This window comes from Paenibacillus sp. PsM32 (assembly GCF_030433815.1).
Classification (GTDB): domain Bacteria; phylum Bacillota; class Bacilli; order Paenibacillales; family Paenibacillaceae; genus Saccharibacillus; species Saccharibacillus kyungheensis.
Window position 1 is genome coordinate 178,648 of record NZ_JARUWY010000007.1, and the last position, 20,761, is coordinate 199,408.

Annotated in this window: 16 protein-coding genes; 4 read left to right on the forward strand and 12 right to left on the reverse strand. The window is 41.1% G+C overall.

Features of this window, described 5'->3' with window-relative positions; translation table 11 throughout:
- Positions 1 to 10: 10 nt before the first annotated feature.
- From QCD85_RS15115 to QCD85_RS15130, 4 genes are all read right to left on the reverse strand, one after another.
- Positions 11 to 886 (reverse strand): hypothetical protein, encoded by an 876-nt coding sequence (locus tag QCD85_RS15115; protein WP_301263123.1) that lies wholly within the window; start codon positions 884 to 886, stop codon positions 11 to 13.
- Positions 883 to 4,029, reverse strand: coding sequence for a DEAD/DEAH box helicase (locus QCD85_RS15120; RefSeq protein WP_274171106.1), 3,147 nt, complete (start codon positions 4,027 to 4,029; stop codon positions 883 to 885). Before QCD85_RS15120 ends, QCD85_RS15115 begins: the two co-directional genes overlap by 4 nt.
- 434 nt (positions 4,030 to 4,463) lie before the next feature.
- A complete protein-coding gene (locus QCD85_RS15125) occupies positions 4,464 to 5,453 on the reverse strand; it encodes a proline dehydrogenase family protein (protein WP_301263124.1) in 990 nt (329 codons plus the stop codon).
- A gap of 147 nt (positions 5,454 to 5,600) precedes the next feature.
- Positions 5,601 to 6,413, reverse strand: coding sequence for an AraC family transcriptional regulator (locus tag QCD85_RS15130; protein WP_301263125.1), 813 nt, complete (start codon positions 6,411 to 6,413; stop codon positions 5,601 to 5,603).
- 435 nt (positions 6,414 to 6,848) lie between these two features.
- Here QCD85_RS15130 and QCD85_RS15135 point away from each other — a divergent pair, with 435 nt between their 5' ends.
- Entirely contained in the window at positions 6,849 to 7,547 is a 699-nt protein-coding gene (locus QCD85_RS15135; RefSeq protein ID WP_301263126.1) for a copper homeostasis protein CutC, read from the forward strand.
- Here QCD85_RS15135 and QCD85_RS15140 read toward each other — a convergent pair.
- The 5 genes from QCD85_RS15140 to QCD85_RS15160 all read right to left on the reverse strand — a co-directional run bounded on the left by QCD85_RS15140 (position 7,530) and on the right by QCD85_RS15160 (position 14,323).
- Positions 7,530 to 8,453, reverse strand: coding sequence for an ROK family protein (locus tag QCD85_RS15140; RefSeq protein WP_273614675.1), 924 nt, complete (start codon positions 8,451 to 8,453; stop codon positions 7,530 to 7,532). The genes QCD85_RS15135 and QCD85_RS15140 overlap by 18 nt on opposite strands.
- A 251-nt stretch (positions 8,454 to 8,704) precedes the next feature.
- Positions 8,705 to 11,143, reverse strand: coding sequence for a glycoside hydrolase family 31 protein (locus QCD85_RS15145; protein WP_301263127.1), 2,439 nt, complete (start codon positions 11,141 to 11,143; stop codon positions 8,705 to 8,707).
- A 117-nt stretch (positions 11,144 to 11,260) separates the two neighbouring features.
- The gene (locus QCD85_RS15150) at positions 11,261 to 12,529 is read right to left on the reverse strand and encodes an ABC transporter substrate-binding protein (RefSeq protein WP_301263128.1); all 1,269 of its coding nucleotides are present in this window, start codon (positions 12,527 to 12,529) and stop codon (positions 11,261 to 11,263) included.
- 76 nt (positions 12,530 to 12,605) lie between these two features.
- Positions 12,606 to 13,442, reverse strand: coding sequence for a carbohydrate ABC transporter permease (locus QCD85_RS15155; protein ID WP_273614672.1), 837 nt, complete (start codon positions 13,440 to 13,442; stop codon positions 12,606 to 12,608).
- Positions 13,442 to 14,323, reverse strand: a complete 882-nt coding sequence (locus tag QCD85_RS15160) for a carbohydrate ABC transporter permease (protein WP_273614671.1) — start codon at positions 14,321 to 14,323, stop codon at positions 13,442 to 13,444. Before QCD85_RS15160 ends, QCD85_RS15155 begins: the two co-directional genes overlap by 1 nt.
- A gap of 297 nt (positions 14,324 to 14,620) precedes the next feature.
- On the opposite strand from QCD85_RS15160, the gene QCD85_RS15165 reads away from it, so the two are divergent.
- On the forward strand, positions 14,621 to 15,379 hold the full coding sequence (locus QCD85_RS15165) for a tryptophan-rich sensory protein (RefSeq protein WP_301263129.1): 759 nt from the start codon (positions 14,621 to 14,623) through the stop codon (positions 15,377 to 15,379).
- A 157-nt stretch (positions 15,380 to 15,536) separates the two neighbouring features.
- Here QCD85_RS15165 and QCD85_RS15170 read toward each other — a convergent pair whose 3' ends face one another.
- The 3 genes from QCD85_RS15170 to QCD85_RS15180 form a co-directional block, all read right to left on the reverse strand.
- Entirely contained in the window at positions 15,537 to 15,917 is a 381-nt protein-coding gene (locus QCD85_RS15170) for a RidA family protein (protein WP_273614669.1), read from the reverse strand.
- A gap of 163 nt (positions 15,918 to 16,080) precedes the next feature.
- Positions 16,081 to 17,310: an MFS transporter gene (locus tag QCD85_RS15175; RefSeq protein ID WP_273616220.1), complete on the reverse strand. Its 1,230-nt coding sequence runs from the start codon at positions 17,308 to 17,310 to the stop codon at positions 16,081 to 16,083.
- Positions 17,311 to 17,617: 307 nt separating this feature from the next.
- Positions 17,618 to 19,030, reverse strand: coding sequence for a sensor histidine kinase (locus QCD85_RS15180; RefSeq protein WP_301263130.1), 1,413 nt, complete (start codon positions 19,028 to 19,030; stop codon positions 17,618 to 17,620).
- Positions 19,031 to 19,186: 156 nt separating this feature from the next.
- Between QCD85_RS15180 and QCD85_RS15185 the strand changes: the two genes are divergently transcribed.
- Positions 19,187 to 20,044: a carbon-nitrogen hydrolase family protein gene (locus tag QCD85_RS15185; RefSeq protein WP_273614667.1), complete on the forward strand. Its 858-nt coding sequence runs from the start codon at positions 19,187 to 19,189 to the stop codon at positions 20,042 to 20,044.
- 3 nt (positions 20,045 to 20,047) lie between these two features.
- Complete coding sequence (locus QCD85_RS15190; protein WP_373462028.1) at positions 20,048 to 20,758, forward strand: GNAT family N-acetyltransferase; 711 nt, start codon at positions 20,048 to 20,050, stop codon at positions 20,756 to 20,758.
- Positions 20,759 to 20,761 lie beyond the last annotated feature (3 nt).

A 20,761-nucleotide genomic window follows, 5' to 3' on the forward strand; every position in this document is an offset into this window, starting at 1 on the left:
TAAAACTCCTTTATTTTGCAAAATGACTCCGCATCATACGTTCTGCCACTTGTTTACGAACTTCTTGATAACCTGTACTTGCTCCTTGAACGCCTGGTAATAATGCTTCGATATCTGGTAATTGTAACTCTTTATTTTCGACAAATGGAATTAATTTTTTGGCAGTGGCACCTTCTAGTTGTTTGTTCCATTGTTTGTTGGATTTATTCAAATATGCTTCTACTTCTGCCAGACCTTCTCCGGGTTGATGCAATGTTCCAGCGGTAGCCGCTTCTGCCAGTAAACTGCCTAGATTAGGTTCATCGGAAAAAGATTGTCCCGCCATTGTCCCATCTTCTATAGCAAATTCACTTTGGGCTTGAGCCGATACTTGCTGTCCCCAGATATGGAAAATATCTTTGGATAATGCTTGTGGACTCCACCCTGCCAATTCCCATGCAAGCAATGGGTTAGCCGATAATCGTTCACCAGAGTAATCGATGAGAGCTTGCACTTGAAAGTTTTGTTGTTCTGATGAACTTTCCACTTGATGCACAGGTAGATCGATAGTAGAAGACGATTGGTCTTTGACATAAGGCGTATACAGCAGTAAATCTTCTCCAGCTCCAGACCATTCATGTACATCTTGAAGCACATGTTTGGGCATAAGCTCAATCTCTTTGGCTGTTGTTGAAGAAGGAGACTCCATATTCAGCAATAGATACATACTCCATGCTGAAGCACTTAACGATTGAAGCATTTTTTGCTTTTCTTCTTCAGCAGGAAGATCGATATGCAATATCACTTTCGACTCTGCTGTAGGTTTGGCTGTAGCTGGATACACATCAGCCTGAATCTGCCCTGTATCAACTTGCCAGTTGCTTACTGTCCATTCTGTAGTACTCATTCGTCAGCTCCCCATTCCGCAGATTGAAGAGATACCAGTTGCTTCAATTCTTCGTCTGACATTTCGGTTAGCCATTGTTCGCCTGTACCGATTACTTGCTCTGCCAGTGTTTTTTTACTTTCTATCAATTCATCAATACGCTCTTCTAGTGTACCCTGACAGATCAACTTATGCACCTGTACATTACGACGCTGTCCGATACGGAATACACGGTCTGTCGCTTGATTCTCTACAGCAGGATTCCACCAACGATCATAGTGAATAACATGATTCGCTCGTGTTAGATTTAACCCGACTCCACCTGCTTTGAGAGATAGTACAAATAACGGTGGCCCTTGATCATTTTGAAAAGCATCGATCATTTCGTCACGCAATACTTTGCTGACTCCACCATGTAAAAAGAACGGTTCTTGTCCGTAATGCTTACTCAAGCGTGCAGTTAGTAATTCACCCATTTCAACATACTGGGTAAAGACCAGCGCAGATTCTCCACTATCTCGAATCATATCGAGTAATTCGATCAACCGTGCCATTTTACCGGAACGCTCTTGCTTGGACGTATCTGGCTTACCATTGCTAGCTACCAGATGAGGATGATCGCAAATCTGCTTCAATTTAGTCAATGAAGACAACACGATTCCTTTACGTGTAATGCCGCCACTGCTTCCCATCCGTCCTAACATTTCAGATACAACACTTTGATACAGACCTGCTTGTTCAACTGTCATATAACAATACGATTTCAATTCAATCTTATCCGGTAGATCACGGCGAATATCAGGATCACTTTTGAGACGACGCAACATAAATGGAGCAACTAATTTGCGCAATGTCTGTAAGCGACTCTCCATTTCGACTCCAGACGCATTATACGTCTGACGGAAAGAAGAAGAGGTACCCAGATAACCCGGATTCAAGAATTGGAATATCGACCATAACTCACTTAGACGATTTTCTACAGGTGTCCCTGTCATCGCTATTCGGTGAGGTGCATTAAGTTTCATTACACTTTGCGCTTGTTTGGTACGGTAATTTTTAATATATTGTGCTTCGTCTAATACGATCGAAGCCCAGTGGACTTCACGTAAATCTTCACCATCTCGTCCTGCTAGATGATACGTAGTTAGTACGATATCATGTGATCTAGCTTCCTGAAGAAATTCTTCGCCGCGTGGACGACGACTGCCATGATGAATATACAGATTCATTTCAGGAGCAAATCGTTCTAATTCACGTTGCCAGTTCCCGAGTAGAGAAGTCGGGCATACGATTAGACGTGGGCCTGCGGCAGGTTGATCGAGCATACAAGTAATCACCTGTACTGTTTTACCAAGTCCCATATCATCCGCCAGACAAGCTCCGAATCCTAGATCACGCATAGCGGCAAGCCACTGGAATCCTCGTTCTTGATAAGGACGAAGTGTACCATGTAGACCTTCAGGTACTTCACGCACTGGAATATCACGCCAGGCATTGCCTTCCATCAGACCATTAAGTAATGATCCGGTCTCGATCTCAAAAATATGCAGACCATTCCATGAATTTTCATCTTCATCCGCATAGATATGCATCAATTCATTAAATGAAATTTCGCCTTCTTCATGACGACGGATAAAGCGTAACACCTGACGAATCTCGGTCAGATCGACTTCGATCCATCCACCATCGAAAGGAATCAAAGGCACACCGTTTTTAGCAATTTCTGCGAGTTCGGCGGCTGTTAATGTTTTGCCATCTAGCACAGCTTCCGGTTCAAAAGCCACCATCTGATTCATGCCCAGACGGGATGTTTCTTCAGGGCCACGACTGCTGTCTTGCGGTGTTTTGAGTTTTAATTTGACTCCGCTACGGCGCTTACCTTCTCTTGTCCAACGTGAAGGAATCTGTACAGCTACGCCGGATTTGCGCAATCGAGGCACATCTTCTTTCAGAAACGTATATACATCCGCCGCTTCCATATATCCACCTTCAGGGCTGGACACTTCTAGAAATGAAGCGACAATCGGTGAGCGCTCTGCGGCTTGACCGAGCTGAATCAAAATATGCTGTTGCACATTCTCATACGTACGACCACGCACGACTAGCTCTGCATCTCCATGTTTCCACAATACACCGACAGGTATCAAAATAGCTGCGTCAGATTCATCATCTGCCCAGAAAGACATACGCCATTCTTGAGTATTTGAATACATCGCTTGTTCCGCAGGAGTAGCATCTGCTGAGACTGGTGGTTCTAATCGCACAACCAGACGCAATTCTCCTTTGCGTTCTTCTACATTTTCCACTTCTGGAACAGGTACTGCTGCTCCATTATGTTCACGAATCTGTTGAGCCAGTTCAGCCATATCATCGGCGGTTCCTTGCACTGCTAGATCGCCTGTAGCATCGAACATCGAATTCCACCATAGATGAGCTTGAGGTGAAGTTCCCCGGCGGTATGCCGCCATATAAGCTCTAAATTTCCCGTAACCTGCATCCCGGAACATACGCCGAATCTCAGCATCCATCACTGCTACTAAAAATGAGTGCAGAACATCTGCGCGCGCTTGTGCAGGACGATCCGGTTCTGAAGCAGGAAATAATGACAATGCCGATAATCCTATCATCGGAATAGCATCTGCTAATTTGACAAACATTTCACGGTCTTCCCCTTGTAAAAGAGGTTTCCATGTTCCATGTAATGTAGCTTGAGCACTACGGCGACCTGTTCCTGCAATCACTGTACTATCCGGCAAAATTTTACCTTCACGCAACAGCTTTTGAGCAAATTGAACAGCTTTGTGCCAGTAGCGCATCTCTCCGCCTGGTGTAATGCCTTGACGTGCTAATAATGCTTCATCCCAATTGAGTAGCAAATCATACGCTTGCTCAGGGGACAAAGCTAATCCTTCGACCATTCGGCCTGGCAGACGTTTACTTCTACCTGCACGACGTGTAGGTGCTTCTTTTGCATTGGTATTTCCCGAAGGACCAAACTTCAATTCAGCCAGACGTAATCCAGACTGTGCAAAAGGTTTGCGACCAATAGGCATTTCCAGACGACGCATGACTTTCATCCAAGCATCGACCTTAGGTTCAGACATTTCACCGGAAAAACAAAAAAATACGTCTCCGATCCATATTCCATATAACGGTTGATCCATCTTTGTCTCCCGTCCATCTCAGTTACGTTTTCATAATAAGTGCTTATCTATACCAGCACGACTAAGTTTAATGAGAAAAATGATTTGAGCACCAAAATTCTGACAAACAGCAATAATCTTTGTCAGAGTAGGTATCTTATCTATTATAAGGGTGGATGTCCGAAAATTCCAGATTTCCAACTAAAAAGACTGAGATTCATTTTAAAAATCTTAAAATTGCAATCTAGAACATCAAATTATCCACTATACAATCAAGTTCATTCCAAAAAGCTTTTAAAGTAGCAAAGCTTCTGAAGCTAAAATAAATGAGTGTTCAGTGAATTGCTGAATCACAATGAAGACAAACCAAAAACACACGAATTACGCTCCCTAGCGTATCCGTGTGTTTCTCTTTTAGACCTGAATATATTATTTTCGGGTACATTTTATCGTTGTTATGTTACATGGTATTGCAGCACAGGCGCTTCCTGCTCACCGCCTACTATATCGACGAGTGCTTGAAACAAATTAGGCGGATACTCTGCAATCCGGTGACATAGATATAGATACCACTCCTGCCCATAGGTCAAATAAATACGTACAGGGTAACCTTGCTCGCGTAACTTCACGCACAGTTCTGGACGAATCCCATACAATAGCTCTAGCTCAACCGAAGCCGCTTCTTTGGAGTCATATTGCAATAATCGAGTGATTAGCGCTTCATCATGCGTAGCAATAGAAATATGACAGCCCCGCTGTACGGCTAACTCGAATAGCTCTTCATACCGCTGATCTAGCTCTGCTGAACGTGAAAGTGCAATCGTATCTGGCTCCTCGTATGCTCCTTTAACAATTCGTACACGTGTATCTTTAGCTAGCACATCTAATGCATCGCTTGATGTCCGATTCAGCTGTGCTTGTAACGTAATACCAATCAGCGGATAGATTGCTACCGCTTGGCGATAGACCTCCAAGATCGACTCCGTTTTCGCCGACTCTTCCATGCTAATAAATAGCTCGATTGTATACCTCTGCGATAACTCCCCTAACTCTAGGAGATGACGAAGCGCTAGCTCACGATCTACAAGCAGACCAATATGTGACAGGTCAAACGAGACACGTCCACGCATTCCCTGCTTCCCCATCTCAAGGATTAATCCGATAAGCTCTTGTTGTGCCTGCTGACAGGCTGCAACCGATAATGTATTTTCACCGATGTATTCTAGCGATATCGCATAACCATAGTCTATCAGCTGATTAGCCACCTCTAACGCTTGCGACCGCTCTTCTCCTGTCACATAACGTGCTGCTGCACGCTGTAGTAGGGCATAGCTAGACGGATTATGCTCTATATATCCTTTAATATCTGGACGACGTGCAATCGCCTTTAGCGCCGCGGATGCTTGTGTAGCAAGTCGCTGCTCACGCTCTCTCATTTGATCCATCATTCATCACTCCTCTTCCCTATACACTAGCGAAAAGGAAAAGAGAATTATTGTACAAAATTGCTATGTAGCTACTTTTCTATACAAATCTTATACTTTAAGTTCACAAGTCAAACCATAACTAGCTTCATTACAATGCACCCCACCCTAAGTAACCGAAACTTTATATTTTCGCGGTGTAACTCCAACGACACGCGTAAACATCCGGGTAAAATGACTCTGATCATAAAATCCGGCTTCTGTTGCTACCTCTACAATAGGACGCTGGCGATGTAGCTCTGTTTTGGCATAATTAATACGTAGCAGATTTTGGTAGACGTGTGGTGGTACGTGTTGCCACTGTTTAAACAGTCGAATCAAGTGAAAACGGCTAATGGATGTGACCTGCTCCAACTCTTCTAACAGGATCGGACGATGGAAGTTCGCATGTAAATACTCCTGTACAATCCCAACATATTTGCGGTCAGCTGGTGAGGTCATGTTTTGGTGCTCCAGATCGCCATGCTCACTACGCGTAAGTTGCTGTAGCAATCCAATCAATGCCGTTTCCGTTTCAAGTGGTTCATTCCCATTCATTAGTGAGTTCATCGTCTGCTGCATCTGCATCGTACAATCTTGATTTTTCTGTGTGGACAGCAAATAAGGAATATCGATCTGTGCCAATTCCTGCTGCTCCATGCCTTCTAGCCATTTCGGATCAATAAAAAGCATATCATAGCTCCATTTTAGTCCTTGCTTCGGATGACAAGCATGTAGCATATGCGGAGGAAAACTAATCATACGACCTGCTTCTACTTCCCACAGCTTACCATCACACCATGCCTCCGTATGCCCATGATGAATCAGACCGATTGAATATTCCTCATGAAAATGTCGATGATAGGTTAGTTCATCCGCATAGCAACGCTTACCTTCTACAAAGGGAAGCTGGAGATTGCGATAAAAAGATACATCCGCCATGAACTCCTCTCCTTTCATCTGTTTATTTACTGCTAGTATAAAAAAAGGATAGACACAGGCAATTATGCCCTGCTAATCTTTACTTGGATATTAGCCTATGTTATTCTTCGTTGTTATTGTAGCTCGTTTAAATGTACTATATTACATCTTTATCTAACATAATGGTACATGAAAAAAGAGAAATCTCTACTGTACACCTAATGTAACGTATAGATTCATCATGTGATTAGATCAGTCATGCTTTATGCAAAACAAGATAAACATCCAATAAAATCAAACTTACAGTGAAACAATCGTGAATTCAAAGGTCATATTCGTTTTAGACGGAATTTGGTACTCGTCATGGATCAGAGCATACTGGCTATCTACGTTATCAGCTATATCATGCTGATGATAAGCTGTCTATAAAATAGGAGTATAGAAAGAGAGGTTGTTATGCGAAAAAGACTTGAAGTGATTGCGACTACTCCAGAAGATGCGATGATTGCAGAGCAAGCAGGTGCAGATCGGATCGAACTGATCGCCGCTCAACAAGAAGGTGGACTCACACCTAGTCTCGGAATCATCGAATATATTACTGAAACGGTACATATTCCGGTTAATGTGATGGTGCGTCCTCATAGTCGTCATTTTCGATATGATCATGCGGAACTAAACAGTATGATACGAGATATTCGTCATATCTCCCGTACAGGTGCAACAGCGATAGTAACCGGCGTTCTGACTGAGGATAGACAGATTGATACGAACGCTTTAGAACGATTGCTGGATGCAGCAGATGGCAAGCCTTTTACGTTCCATCGTGCGTTTGACGAATTGGATGATCTGGAGCGCGGTCTGGATATGTTGTCACGCTATCCTCAGATTACTCATATTTTAACGTCTGGTGGTCAACCTTCTGTGCTACAAGCTGTTGATCAGATGATTGCCCTGAATCGCTTAGCTATACAGTACCCGATACAATTGATTGCTGGAGCAGGATTAACTTTGCAGAGTCTGGCTGATTTTGTTACACATACTTCGATACAAGAAGTTCATTTGGGTAGTGCTGTACGTATCCATAGCGATATCAATCTTGCTCTTGATCCTGTACGTATCGCCCAAGCACAGCAATTATTACAAGCTAGCATTTAACATCGCAATCCGAGCGGCTCCTACCATGCCTGCATGATTACCTAGTTGTGCAGGCATCAATAATACCGGTCTACCACCTAATTCTTGAATACGCTGAAGCAATAATTCCCACCACGTTCCACGTGTAACAATGATGCCACCACCGATAATAATCGCTTGTGGATCAAAGATTTGATCCATATTAATAATCGTATTTGCAAGATCATTAATCCAACCATCTAATACATAAAGTGCTTCTGTTGTGCCTTGCTTCGCTTCTCTCATCAACGTATACGCATTCCAGCCCGGTACATATTCATCTGCGCGCCGATGTAGAGCTGTTCCTGATATATACTGTTCTACACATCCTTTTTTACCGCAATTACAAGGCAGACCGCCTGGATGCAGAATCATATGCCCTAATTCACCTGCGCCTCCATACTGACCGGAGATCACTTCACCATAATGAACAAGTGCACCGCCAACTCCTGTTCCTATCGTTAACATAATCGAAGATTGCACATGAGAAGCCGCACCAATCCAGTCTTCGCCTGCCGCCGCTGCATGAGCATCATTAACAATCCATGTCGGTAGTCCTGTTGAAGCTGTAACTAATTCAGCCAAGCGCATACCTTTCCAACCTGGCAAATTATCTGTCGCATCAATGACAATTCCGCTTTCTCGATCGATTCGACCGGCAGAGCCTATACCGATACCATGAATCGTAATAAAGCGTTGTTTGACACTATCATAGACAATACTTTTTAATTCATTAGCGATATACAGCACTCGTCCTAAAATAAATTCAGCCCCTTGTTCTGCTTGCGTAGGCAATTCCATACGTTCTATCATCTGCCCTTGCTCATTCACCAAGGCACCTTTGATGCCAGTACCTCCTATATCTATCCCTATCCAGCATGATTGCATGTGTTCATCTCCGTTTTTTTTAGATTTCTATGTAGTTGTATACTATAAAATAAATGTTTTTTCAGGTCATTTTAGTCTGTTGGTTTTTCTTTATCTGGATATGCACTATTTTTCAATCCATTTTTAGAGTTATCATCATTATCGTCTTTTCAGCAAAAATAATGAGTAAAAATTAAGATATTGTCTATCTATCATAACATTAAAAAAAGGTCACTTCCTTCACCAATCTCTGTGAAAGAAATGACCTTTTTTTAGACTTTTAGAACCAATTCATTTTGCTCTGTATCAGATACTTGAATCAAAATATCTCCACTATCTTCATCGATACTCCAACCTGATTTTCCTTCAGCAAGATCGTCTAGCGAAATACGATCTAATCCTACAATCTCTGTCGGTTGAAACTCCGGTTGACGCAGTGTAAAGCGTAACTGATCACGAACAGCTACATACTGTCTATTTGCATAACGGATCGACAATCGCAATTCATCCTGTCCACCACATGCACGAATATCAAGTTTCGAATGATTACCATTTTCATAAGCAAATGTCTCTCCATCATCTTCATACAGGCTATACTCTGCTGTAAATGAAGCATCTGCAACAGCACCATAGATATGGAAAGTAATGGATTCATCTGCCTGATCGCCTGTGTATTGACGTAGCGATCCTTCAACTACAATCGAACCTGCACGGATAAACATCGGCAATACATCTAGCGGAGCATCCACCAGAATATGTCTGCCACCTTCGTGACGCTCGCCTGTCCAATAATCATGCCATGTTCCTTCAGGTAAATACACTGCGCGACAATACGTATCCGGTCGGTAAATCGGAGCAATCAACACGTCTGACCCAACTAAAAATTGATCGCAAAGATTAGTAACCTGCGGATCGCGTGGATATTCTAGAATCAATGGACGAATGATCGGCATTCCTGTCTGCGCGGCTTCATGGAACAGATTATATAAATGGGGTAACCAGCGGTAACGCAGTCCGATATATTCTCGTAAAATGCTTTCCGTCTGCTCGCCAAACGACCACGGTTCTTGACGTGCTGTACCAAGTGACGAATGATTACGACAATACGGGAAAAAGGCTCCCATCTGTGTCCAGCGTACAAGCAATTGATCTGAAGTATGATGCGCAAATCCACCGATATCCGGCCCGGCAAAAGGTAACCCTGACAATCCCATATTAAGTACCATTGGAATCGCCATCGCCATATGCTCCCAGAAACTGCGATTATCCCCTGTCCAGATTGCCGCATACCGCTGAATTCCTGAATAACCTGCACGTGTCAAAATAAAAGGACGACGTCCATTCATATTGTTTTTCATACCTTCATACGTCGCTTTGGACATCAGTAATCCATACAAATTATGCAGTTCTTCATGTGTCATCGGTTTACCATTATTTTTATGAATAACATCCAGATCCATTGTTTTGAGTGTATTAAATACAGCAGGTTCGTTCATATCGTTCCAGATGCCTTCAATACCAAGCGATGTATAGTAGTCGTGCAGTTGTCCCCACCACTCTGCTGTTCTATTATCGGTGAAATCAGGAAAAGCACTGGTTCCTGGCCATACATCTCCGAAATAAATATCTCCTTCTAAGTAACGACAAAAATGATCTTCCTGCACTCCTTCACGATAGACCGGATATTTAGGATCTTTTTTCACTCCGGGATCGACAATCGGCACGATGCGAATACCCATTTCTTTTAGTTCCGCGATCATTTCTTTTGGATTCGGAAAACGAATTTTATCAAATGTAAATACACGATAGCCTTCCATATAGTGAATATCCAGATAGATCACATCACAAGGAATTTGTTTTTCCCGAAAATCACGAGCTAACTGCATCACTTCACTCTGATTCATATAGCTATAACGAGATTGATGATATCCAAGCGCCCATTTAGGAGGCAACGAAATCCGTCCAGTCATCGATGTATAACGACGAACCACATCTTTCAATTCCGGTCCATAAATAAAATAAATATCATATTGCCCTGTAGAACATCCAATCGTATAGGCTACTCCATGTGAACGCATATCAAAATCAGAACGTCCCGGATTGTCTAGAAATATACCGTATGTCGTCTCCCCTTGCATATGCAATAGTAAGGGAATTGATTCATATAGCGCTTCGATCTCTGGCATATGAGGAGCATAGACATCGGTATTCCACATCGTATAGCGCTCACCACGTTTATCCAAAAAGCTAGATTTCTCACCTAATCCGTAAAAATGAGAACCTTCCTGCATATTGAACAAACCATTGATCGCACCCCGAGGGCTCCAACTGACGGTTTCTTGACGCGCAATTTCATTTCCATCTTTATCTAACACCGTTAGTGCAAACGTTTGCCTATTGAGCAAAACTTGAATAAGCGATGTTGTAAAAACCAGGTTTTCTTCATTTTCTTCGACTTCAGGTTGCGATGTTTCACTGCGAGGTAATACAGCTATTGTTGTTGATAAATCAGGATATTCTCCTTGAAATACTTTAAAGCGAAATTCTCCCTCAGACAAAAAAATCAGTGCGGCATGACTACGTTCTCCGTAACAAAGATAAGCTCCATTATGCTCTTGCCAGCGAATCATATGTCCAAATGAGTTCCATGTTTCCTGTACAACAGGTAATCCTGCCTTGTCCGGGTGTATCGCTTCGCTTGTATCTTCCATTCTACTGTTCCCCTCCGCTGTTGGATGTTGGTAGACATGTAGAGACCTTTGATGTAGATCAGGCTTGTATCTATTGCTCGCTTCGCCTGATCTACCCAAAGATATATTCATGTCAGACTATCTTAATTGCAAATTAACCCATTCTGCTTGCATTTGTTCCAGCATTTCATCTCTGGTCAATTCTCCAGCGATATAAGCTTGAATCGTACTGCCGTAATCTTTGGTTAATCCTGTTGCAAATCGTGGGAATACCCATTGGAGCGTTTTGCCTGCTTCATTGTATTTCACAATATCCGAACCGATAGGGCCTAGCTGTTTATCGGTCGTTGGAATACTTTTGAAAGCAGGTATAAATTTAAATTCGTCAGTGATATAGTGTTTTCCTGTATCTGAAGTCACTAACCAATTTAAAAATTCTTTGGCTTCTGCTTTGACCGGTGAATTTTTGTTCACGACCCAGTTGTTCGGCACGCTTACAAATAGACGATCATTCTCTTGTTTGTCATTATTGATCGGAATCGGCATTAGACCAATATTCATATTTGGCTTAATTCCATCAATCTGTACTTGTGTCCAGTTCCCTTGTTGCATCATCGCTGCTTTGCCATTTGCAAACAATGTTACCTGTGTATTGTAATCAGTTGTTAAAGGATTACTATTTCCGTATTTTACCATAAGATCGACCAGATTCAACCAATCTGTAAATTTCTCATTTCCCGGTATTTGCGCTGTACCTGCATCCAATTGTTGCAAGAATTGTACCGGATCTTTCTGATGAGCAAATGGAATATTGGAATTATGATTACCCAGTACCCACCACTCTTGGAATGCATTTGAGAATGGAATATAACCAGCGGCTTTGAGTTTTTCGCAGACTGCTTGTAATTCTTCTAACGTAGTAGGTAACTGTTTAATGCCTACTTTATCAAAAATATCTTTGTTATAAATAAATCCATATCCTTCTAGACCAATCGGCTGACCATAGATGTGTCCATCACGACTAATCGATTCTTTGGCTCCATCGACCAGATCGCTTACCCACGGCTGATCAGACAAATCTTCCATATATTCAAACCAGAGATTCATTTCTTCATATCCACCATTGCTGAAAATATCAGGTTCATCACCTGAAGCGAATTTGGCTTTGAGCGAAGCCGCATAATCACTACCACCACCGACAGACTGAATATCTAACTTCACGCCCGGATGAGTTTTCTCGTATTCTACTTTTAATTTGGCAAGAGCGCCGGATATCTCTACTTTATATTGATAAATATGAATCGTCTTGGTTCCACTTGCATCTTCTGTATTCTGATTGCCACAACCGGATAATACGGTCGCTAATCCGAAGAGCAAAGTCAGTGGTAGTAAAAGTATTTTTTTCATACTTCAATCCTCCTGTTTTGCTTATTTCAATTCTGTCTCTATTTCATATTGGATATTCATTTAGGCGCTATAAATATTAACCTTTAACAGATCCTGAAGTGATACCTTCGATAATATACCGTTGCATAAACAGGAAGAAAATAATAATCGGTGTAATACCAAGCACTAGCGCAGGCAATGCCATATCCCATTGCTTCGTGTATTGACCGAAAAAGCTGTATGTTGCGATCGGAATTGTACGTAATTCAGGGCTGGATAAGATAAGAGAAGGCAATAGATAATCGTTCCAGATCCATAATGTATTCAAAATAATAACCGTTACAAACATCGGTTGCATTAACGGACACACGATACGGAAAAAGACACCATAACGTGAAGAACCATCTACACGAGCCGCTTGTTCAATTTCAAGAGGAACCGTTTTGACAAATCCATGGAAAAGAAACACAGACAAAGGTGCACCAAACCCAAGATAGCTTACAATCAATCCATACATACTATTATTAAGACGATATTTGCTCGCCATTTCCATTAATGGCAACATAATTGATTGGAAAGGAATAACCATCGCAGCGACAAAAACAAAAAACAAGATGCGATTAAATAATGATGGATGACGTACCATCTGATAAGCAGCCATCGAACTGATTAATACTAATAATAGATTGCTGACAATCGTCACAATCAATGAATTTTTAAGCGCTGTAGGGAAATCGATAGCTGTCCATGCTTTGGCATAATTGCTCCACAAATACGCTTGAGGCAAGCCTGCTGAATTGGACAAAATATCGGCAAAAGATTTCACTGAATTGACCAGTAGAAAGTAAAAAGGAATCAAGAAGATCAAGCCGACAATCACAACAATAATTTCGAGAATCAGTGTACGAACACCGTATCTTTTTTGAATATCCATTATAGTTCAACCTCCCTGCTTTTCGTCAGACGTACCTGCACACTGGTAATCAGTGCCACAATGACGAAGAAAATAACAGCTTTTGCTGTACCCAATCCTAGACGGTTATTGGTAAAGGCTTCATTGTAAATATCCAGTGCTACCGATTCAGTCGCTTTGAACGGTCCACCATTGGTTAACGCTAAGTTAAGATCGAACATTTTGAACGCCCATGAGATCGCTAAGAACAAGCAGATCGTAATCGCAGGCATAATTAATGGGAAAATAATATGACGCACTACTTGCCAGCGTGTAGCTCCATCAATCTCTGCCGATTCCAAAACATCTTTCGGTACGTTGTTTAACGAAGATATGTAAATAACCATCAAATAACCTGCGGTTTGCCAGACAAAGACGATAACGATACCCCAGAATGAAGTCGCGCGATCACCTAACCAGGGAAGATTAAATAAAGATAACCCTGTAGCTTCACCGACAGCGGCGAAACCTTTGATAAAAATAAACTGCCAGATAAATCCGAGCAACAATCCACCAATCATATTCGGCATAAAGAAAATCGTACGCATCAGATTACGTGTAAATAGTGGCTTCGTCAAAATATAAGCTAAAGCAAACCCTATAACATTGGTAATAATAATGCCTACTACCGTAAAGCGAACGGTAAACCAAAACGCATTACGAAAATCAGGATCTTTGGTAACGATATGTGTGTAATTGCTAAATCCAACCCAGTTGATTGTTTTTGAAATACCATTCCAATCTGTAAATGAATAATACAGACCCAAAATAAATGGAATAATCACAATTAGTGCAAAAAACAAAGTGGCGGGCCCTACAAAAATAATCTGTTGAATCCATTGTGACGCTTTTTTACCGACCATATTCAGTGTCCTCCTTCAAGTCCCTTTTATCAGATGAAACAATCAACATATTGTTATATACCCAAGCTTTGACAAATTGATGACTGTTTTAACAATATTCCTATTCGCAAAATGATAACGCTATCATTTTTACGCTTTTTTAATATGATATTTTAGCACCAACATGCTTCTACTATTACAGTGTTCGAAATAGTGATTGCTGTGTAACTACGCTTTGAAATGGGTATATAGTTAAAGCATTCTGTATACCGAATGTCAGCTTTACATATGATCTCAAAAAATAAGGAGGGACTCCTATTGTCCAAACTCAATACGTACAAATGGCTGAATGTAGTAGCTATTGCGGCGGTATTGGTGATGAATTATCTAGCAGCCACCCTACCACTATTCGGTAGAGGTACAGGTGAAATTTCAGATATGTTTGAAATTCTATTAACACCTGCTAGTTATGCATTTTCCATATGGTCTGTGATCTATCTATTGTTAGTAGGCTTTGTGATTTATCAATTCCGCAATTCTTCTGAAAGTAACGAAGGCATCGAAGCGGTTGGAATCTGGTTAATCATCAATTCATTATGTAATATTATCTGGTTGTTCTTCTGGCATTCGTTGTTAACAGAAATTGCGACAGTGATTATTGTTCTGTTATTATTAACCACGATTGTATTGTATGTACGCACAAGAAGAATTGTTCGTCCATCGGTCGCTCAGATTATTCTGGTCAAATTACCTTTCAGTATTTACATGGGTTGGGTATCGGTTGCTACCATTTTGAATATCGGGATCGTGTTACACAAAAATGATTGGTCTGGTTTTGGACTTCCACCGACTGTCTGGTCAGTCATTGGACTAATCGCCGGTGCATTGATAGCTCTTGTGATAGGATATCGCTATCGTGATAGTATTTATCCGCTTGTCTTTGTATGGGCGTACAGCGCGATTGCATTCAAACATCAAGACTCCCATGGTACTTGGTTAACGGCTATTATTTTAGCAGTAGTGTTGTTTATTTATGCGATTATTATTTTCTTTGTTCGCAATCGTACACGAGATTAATAGAATTGTCATTTTGTCTTTATATACAGAGCCCTTTCTTTTATCGAAGAGAGGGCTCTTGTTGAATTATGTATTTTATATTGAGTTATATATTTTCTATTATCAAAAAAAAAGACATTCTCATCCAACGAGAACGTCTTTTTTAGGTTACACTTAATTATTTTTTCAAAGCGATAACTTCGATCTCAACCAAAGCATCTTTCGGTAGACGAGCGACCTGCACAGCACTACGCGCAGGATAAGGCTCTTTAAAAAATTGACCGTAGATTTCGTTCATAGCTGCGAAATCATTCATGTCTTGTAGAAAGACGGTTGTTTTCACTACTTGATCCAGACTGCTTCCTGCTGCATCCAGAACAGCCGTTACATTTTCAAGAGCGACACGGGCTTGTTCTTGTACGCCTTCTGCTAATTCTCCACTTACAGGATCAAGTCCCAATTGACCTGATGCAAAAATAAACATCCCTGTATCAATCGCTTGTGAATAAGGGCCAAGTGCTCCAGGAGCACGATCGGTAGAAATCGGTTGCTTGCTCATGCGTAATAACCTCTTTTCCTAAAAGTAGTATATGTCTGACATCATTTTAAGCGTGCAGACTGACGTTTGGCAATCCTCACTACGAAGTTAATCTGGTGTAAAGTGCTATAATCATCTTTGCAACAGATCAGGTTGCGTTCAAGTTAACCAGTATACTCGCTGGTTACAACTGATGCGGACTTGGATTTTTTAATACTTTGCGTCCTATCGTTACCGCTAGAACTAACAATAAGACCCCGACAGCCGTCTGAAATCCAAATACTTGCACCCATCTAGGTAAAGGTTCGATCCACTCAAAAATTTTTCCTCCGACCAATGGCCCGATAAAAGAAGTGAGCCCTGTAATCGCCGAATAGACAGCGATAAACATCGGACGATCATTTTTGGGTGTATCGCCTATAATAAAATTGAACGATAGCTGGTTAAATCCACCTACTCCGATTCCAAGTAACATATGAATAATAAGCAGTGCTAACACGACCGGAATAATTGCATTTAGACTCCATGCGATACAAGAAGCCGCAATAAAAGGTAGCGTCCAATACAGCAATGTTTTGTTACTAAAGCGTGCATTCATATTGCCCCAGAAATAAAAACTGATCATCATAAATATCGTTTGTACGACAGTCATCGTTGACGTAATCGAGTAACTGACATGCAATACTTCTAACATCACATACGAGTATAACGGCACTACTAAAGTCTGCAACAATAACCAGAAGGCTAGAAACCATGTTGCTTTCATAAATAAACGATCATAGAGTGGCTTGCGTAACATCGGTACAAACTTCGTCTCTGCTGATCGCTCAAAAGGCGCATCTGGATAAAATAGAAAAATCACTACATTCATCACAACACAGATCCATACAATAATATACAAAATCAGAAAGCCTTGCCCGCCCGGATACTTATCAAGCAAAAAGCCTCCTACAAATAAAGTAATACTTCCTAACGCATTCAAGATCGTATTGCGAATCCCAAAATATCTACCCCGTAATCGTCCGGGAACAATATCCCCAATCAGAGAAGCCCATACGACACCGATCACGGCATTGGCTACGAACGCTGAAATATACAATACGATAAAAGCAGGAACCCAGAGTTCTTTGGTAAAAATAAAGGGAACTAATCCGGTGGCTCCCCATAATACGCGATGCAGAAATACAGATAAAATCAATACCCATTTCCGCTTATGTAAACGTTGGATCAAAAAAGCAACGATCACCTGTCCAACATTTACAAGTGTAGTCAATGCGATTACTAATCCGATTTGTCCTGCGGTTGCTCCAAGATACAATAAAAAACCTGTTAAAAAAGGCCCGCTTAATAATGTGGAAAAGATTGTAGCTGGAATCCCTTCGGTTGTAGCGATTCGTAAATGATTGCGATACATCGAATATCTTCGTTTCTGCAAATTCAAACGGTTGAGTCCAAGAGCACGTCTTCGTTTGATAAGTATCCTCTCCTTTGTACATTACAAAAGATGACTTTGATTACATAAACTTTAGAATGAATTAGGTTTGTTTACCCTCTCTGACAATAACCAAACGTTAATCGCGCTCTTTTTTGGAACATGTATCCGTATTCATTGCAGTACTCATCTAGCATTACAACATTATTAATCTTTTCAAAAAAATCATTGATGAGCATCATAGCAATTCGGAATAGCTGTAATGCTTATACATAGATCGTATACAAGATCATTCTACAGATGGAGGTTGTAGCAGTGGCAGATACAGTGAAAATATACTCCCTTCATGCTCTCGGCTCTCCATACCCAGATATCCGCCTAACATTGTGGCTAGATCGCGACTGATCGACAATCCTAGACCTGTACCTCCATAACGACGAGTAATCGAACTATCTGATTGTTCAAAAGCTTCAAAAATCACTTGATGTTGAGAAGGAGCAATGCCTATCCCTGTATCGTGAACAGAGAATACGATCCATTCACTCTGATCTTCACTATTCCAATGTTTGTGTATACGCAGAGTGACACTGCCTTTTTGAGTAAATTTAAAAGCATTAGTCAGCAGATTACGTAAAATCTGTTGGATTCGCTGAGCATCTGAAAAAATTGTTTCTGGAACATGAGAATCTTGTACAGTGGCAAATGTAATGCCTTTTTTCTGAGCAGTAATTTCAAAATGCATACGCAATACTTCTACTAATTCCCACAATCGTACTTCTTCATACGTAATTTCGAGTTTGCCGGCTTCTACTTTGGATAGATCGAGCACATCATTGATCAATTCCAGCAGGTCTAAGCCGGATTGATAGATCATCTGGCTGTACAGAACCGTTTCTTCTTCTGTACGTTGATCTTCTTTGTCAGCCATCATCTGCGCCAGATTAATAATGCTATTGAGCGGTGTCCGTAATTCGTGAGACATATTTGCCAAAAATTCAGATTTGTATTGAGACACTAACAACAATTGCTTTGCTCGTTCTTCTAACACAAATTGAGTCTGTTGCAGTTCCTCGGTCTGTTGATACAGCAGTTCATTGGCATGTTCAAGTTGTAACATTCGTTGTCGTTCGGTATGAAAATCACGCAATATAAAAACAAATACACCGCTCATTAAGATAGACATCGGTAAGGTAAACGGCATAATTTCGAATAAATAAATACGTATCGGCACAACACCCAGTACAGCAATATCAAACGTATTGATTATATTGACGACAAGCACTGTTATAATCGCTTTGATATGAAGTTTGACTGTACTATTGCGCATCCAAATATTCAGAACCGCACAGACTGCTCCTAGAATAGACAGATTCAATACACCTACAAAAGCCGCCATATCGATGCCAAACGTTAAGCGGGTTAATCCAATACCGACACCGACTAACATAATCACAATAGGTCTAGAATAGACAGCCGCCGCAACAATCAGAGGTAGAAAACGAAGATCAAAAATAACGTTTTCACTTAATCGAAAGCCAAAAAAGCAACTTGCCCAACCAGCAAAAATTAATAAAAAGATTGAACTGACATATTTGATACGTGCCGAAAAACGGATAAGTGCATATTTATAAATAATATTTGCCACATATGCAATGGTGACCATCATCCCCGCATTCATCAGGAAATTCTTTATGAACCCCATATGATCACTCCTGCTTTTAATGTAAAATAAAGTAAAATATATATCACATATTCCAATTTAAATTGTAGCATAGGTACTTCGTTTATTCCTCTTTTATAACCTTTCTCAATTCTGTTATGATGGATATATCTCAATATCAGGAGGTTTTTATTCGCTATGAAATTTCGCGTATCGGCGGTACAATATCGCCTTCACACCATATCTTCTTTTGAAGAATTTGCTGCTCAAGTCACTCATTATGTGAAGACTGCGCAAGAATTTGAAGTAGACTTTATTCTTTTTCCTGAATTTTTTACCACTCAATTATTATCGATTGGTGATGAACATGGACAAGCACTGGGTATTGAGAGATTGCCTGATTTTACTGAAGCTTATGTGCAATTATTTCAACAACTGGCTCAGGAAACAGGTACTCATATTATCGGTGGAACCCATGTGATCGAAAAAGCAGGAAAATTATACAATACAGCTCATTTATTTTATCCAGATGGACGGGTCGCTGTACAACCCAAACTTCATATTACGCCAACCGAAGTGACAGAATGGAATATGTCAGCAGGCGATGGCTTAACTGTATTTGAAACAGATAAAGGAACGATTGCTCTGTTAACCTGTTATGATATTGAATTCCCTGAAATTGTGCGTATGGCAAAAGCAAAAGGTGCAGATGTGATTTTCTGTCCGTCTTGTACCGATGATCGTCATGGCTTCCATCGTGTTCGTTACACCAGTCATGCTCGTGCTGTCGAGAATCAAGTCTATGTAGTTACAACGGGTACAGTCGGTTCTTTACCAACAGTAGACTTTATGCGTGGCAACTTCGGACAAGCGGCTGTGATTACGCCGAATGATGTTCCTTTTCCACCACGTGGTATTCTAGTGGAAGGCGAGATCAATGATGATATGATCGTGACCGCTGACCTTGATCTGGAACTGTTATATCAAGTCCGTGAAAAAGGCTCTGTCACTACATGGCGTGATCGGCGTACAGATTTGTATACCGATTGGTCTTAACATATGACGATGAATGAAGGTACTCTTCCATCATATTATAAATCATGTTATGTATTCCATAACCGCACCCCATATCCTGCTATTGTCCGGTCATATACACAAAAAGATTTTGAACATTTAATAGAGATTCAGCGTGCTGCTTTTCCACCACCATATCCTTCCGAGCTATGGTGGAATACCGAGCAACTGCATGAACATATAACACGCTTTCCTCAAGGTGCACTTTGTATTGAAATTGATGGTGTGCTGGCAGGTTCAATGACTTCATTATTGATTGATTTCGACCCTAATCATCCACAACACACCTGGGAAGAAGTCACAGATAACGGGTATATTCGCAATCATCAACCGACAGGAGATACATTGTACGTTGCCGATTTATGTGTACATCCTCATTATCGGCAATGGGGGCTTGGTAAATTACTCATGCAGTCCATGTATGAAGTCGTCACTGCGATGGGGCTTACACGATTACTGGGTGCAGGTCGTATGCCCGGTTATCATCAGGTCGCTCAGGACTATACACCACAGCAGTATGTAGAAGCGATCACGCAAGGAGCATTGTATGATCCTGTCATATCATTTCTACTACGGTGTGGACGAACACCGCTCACGATTATCGAACATTATTTAGACGATGAAGAATCACTCCATTATGCTGTGTTGATGGAATGGCAGAATCCGCTCCTAATTACACGTAACTTGAAAGGATGACTA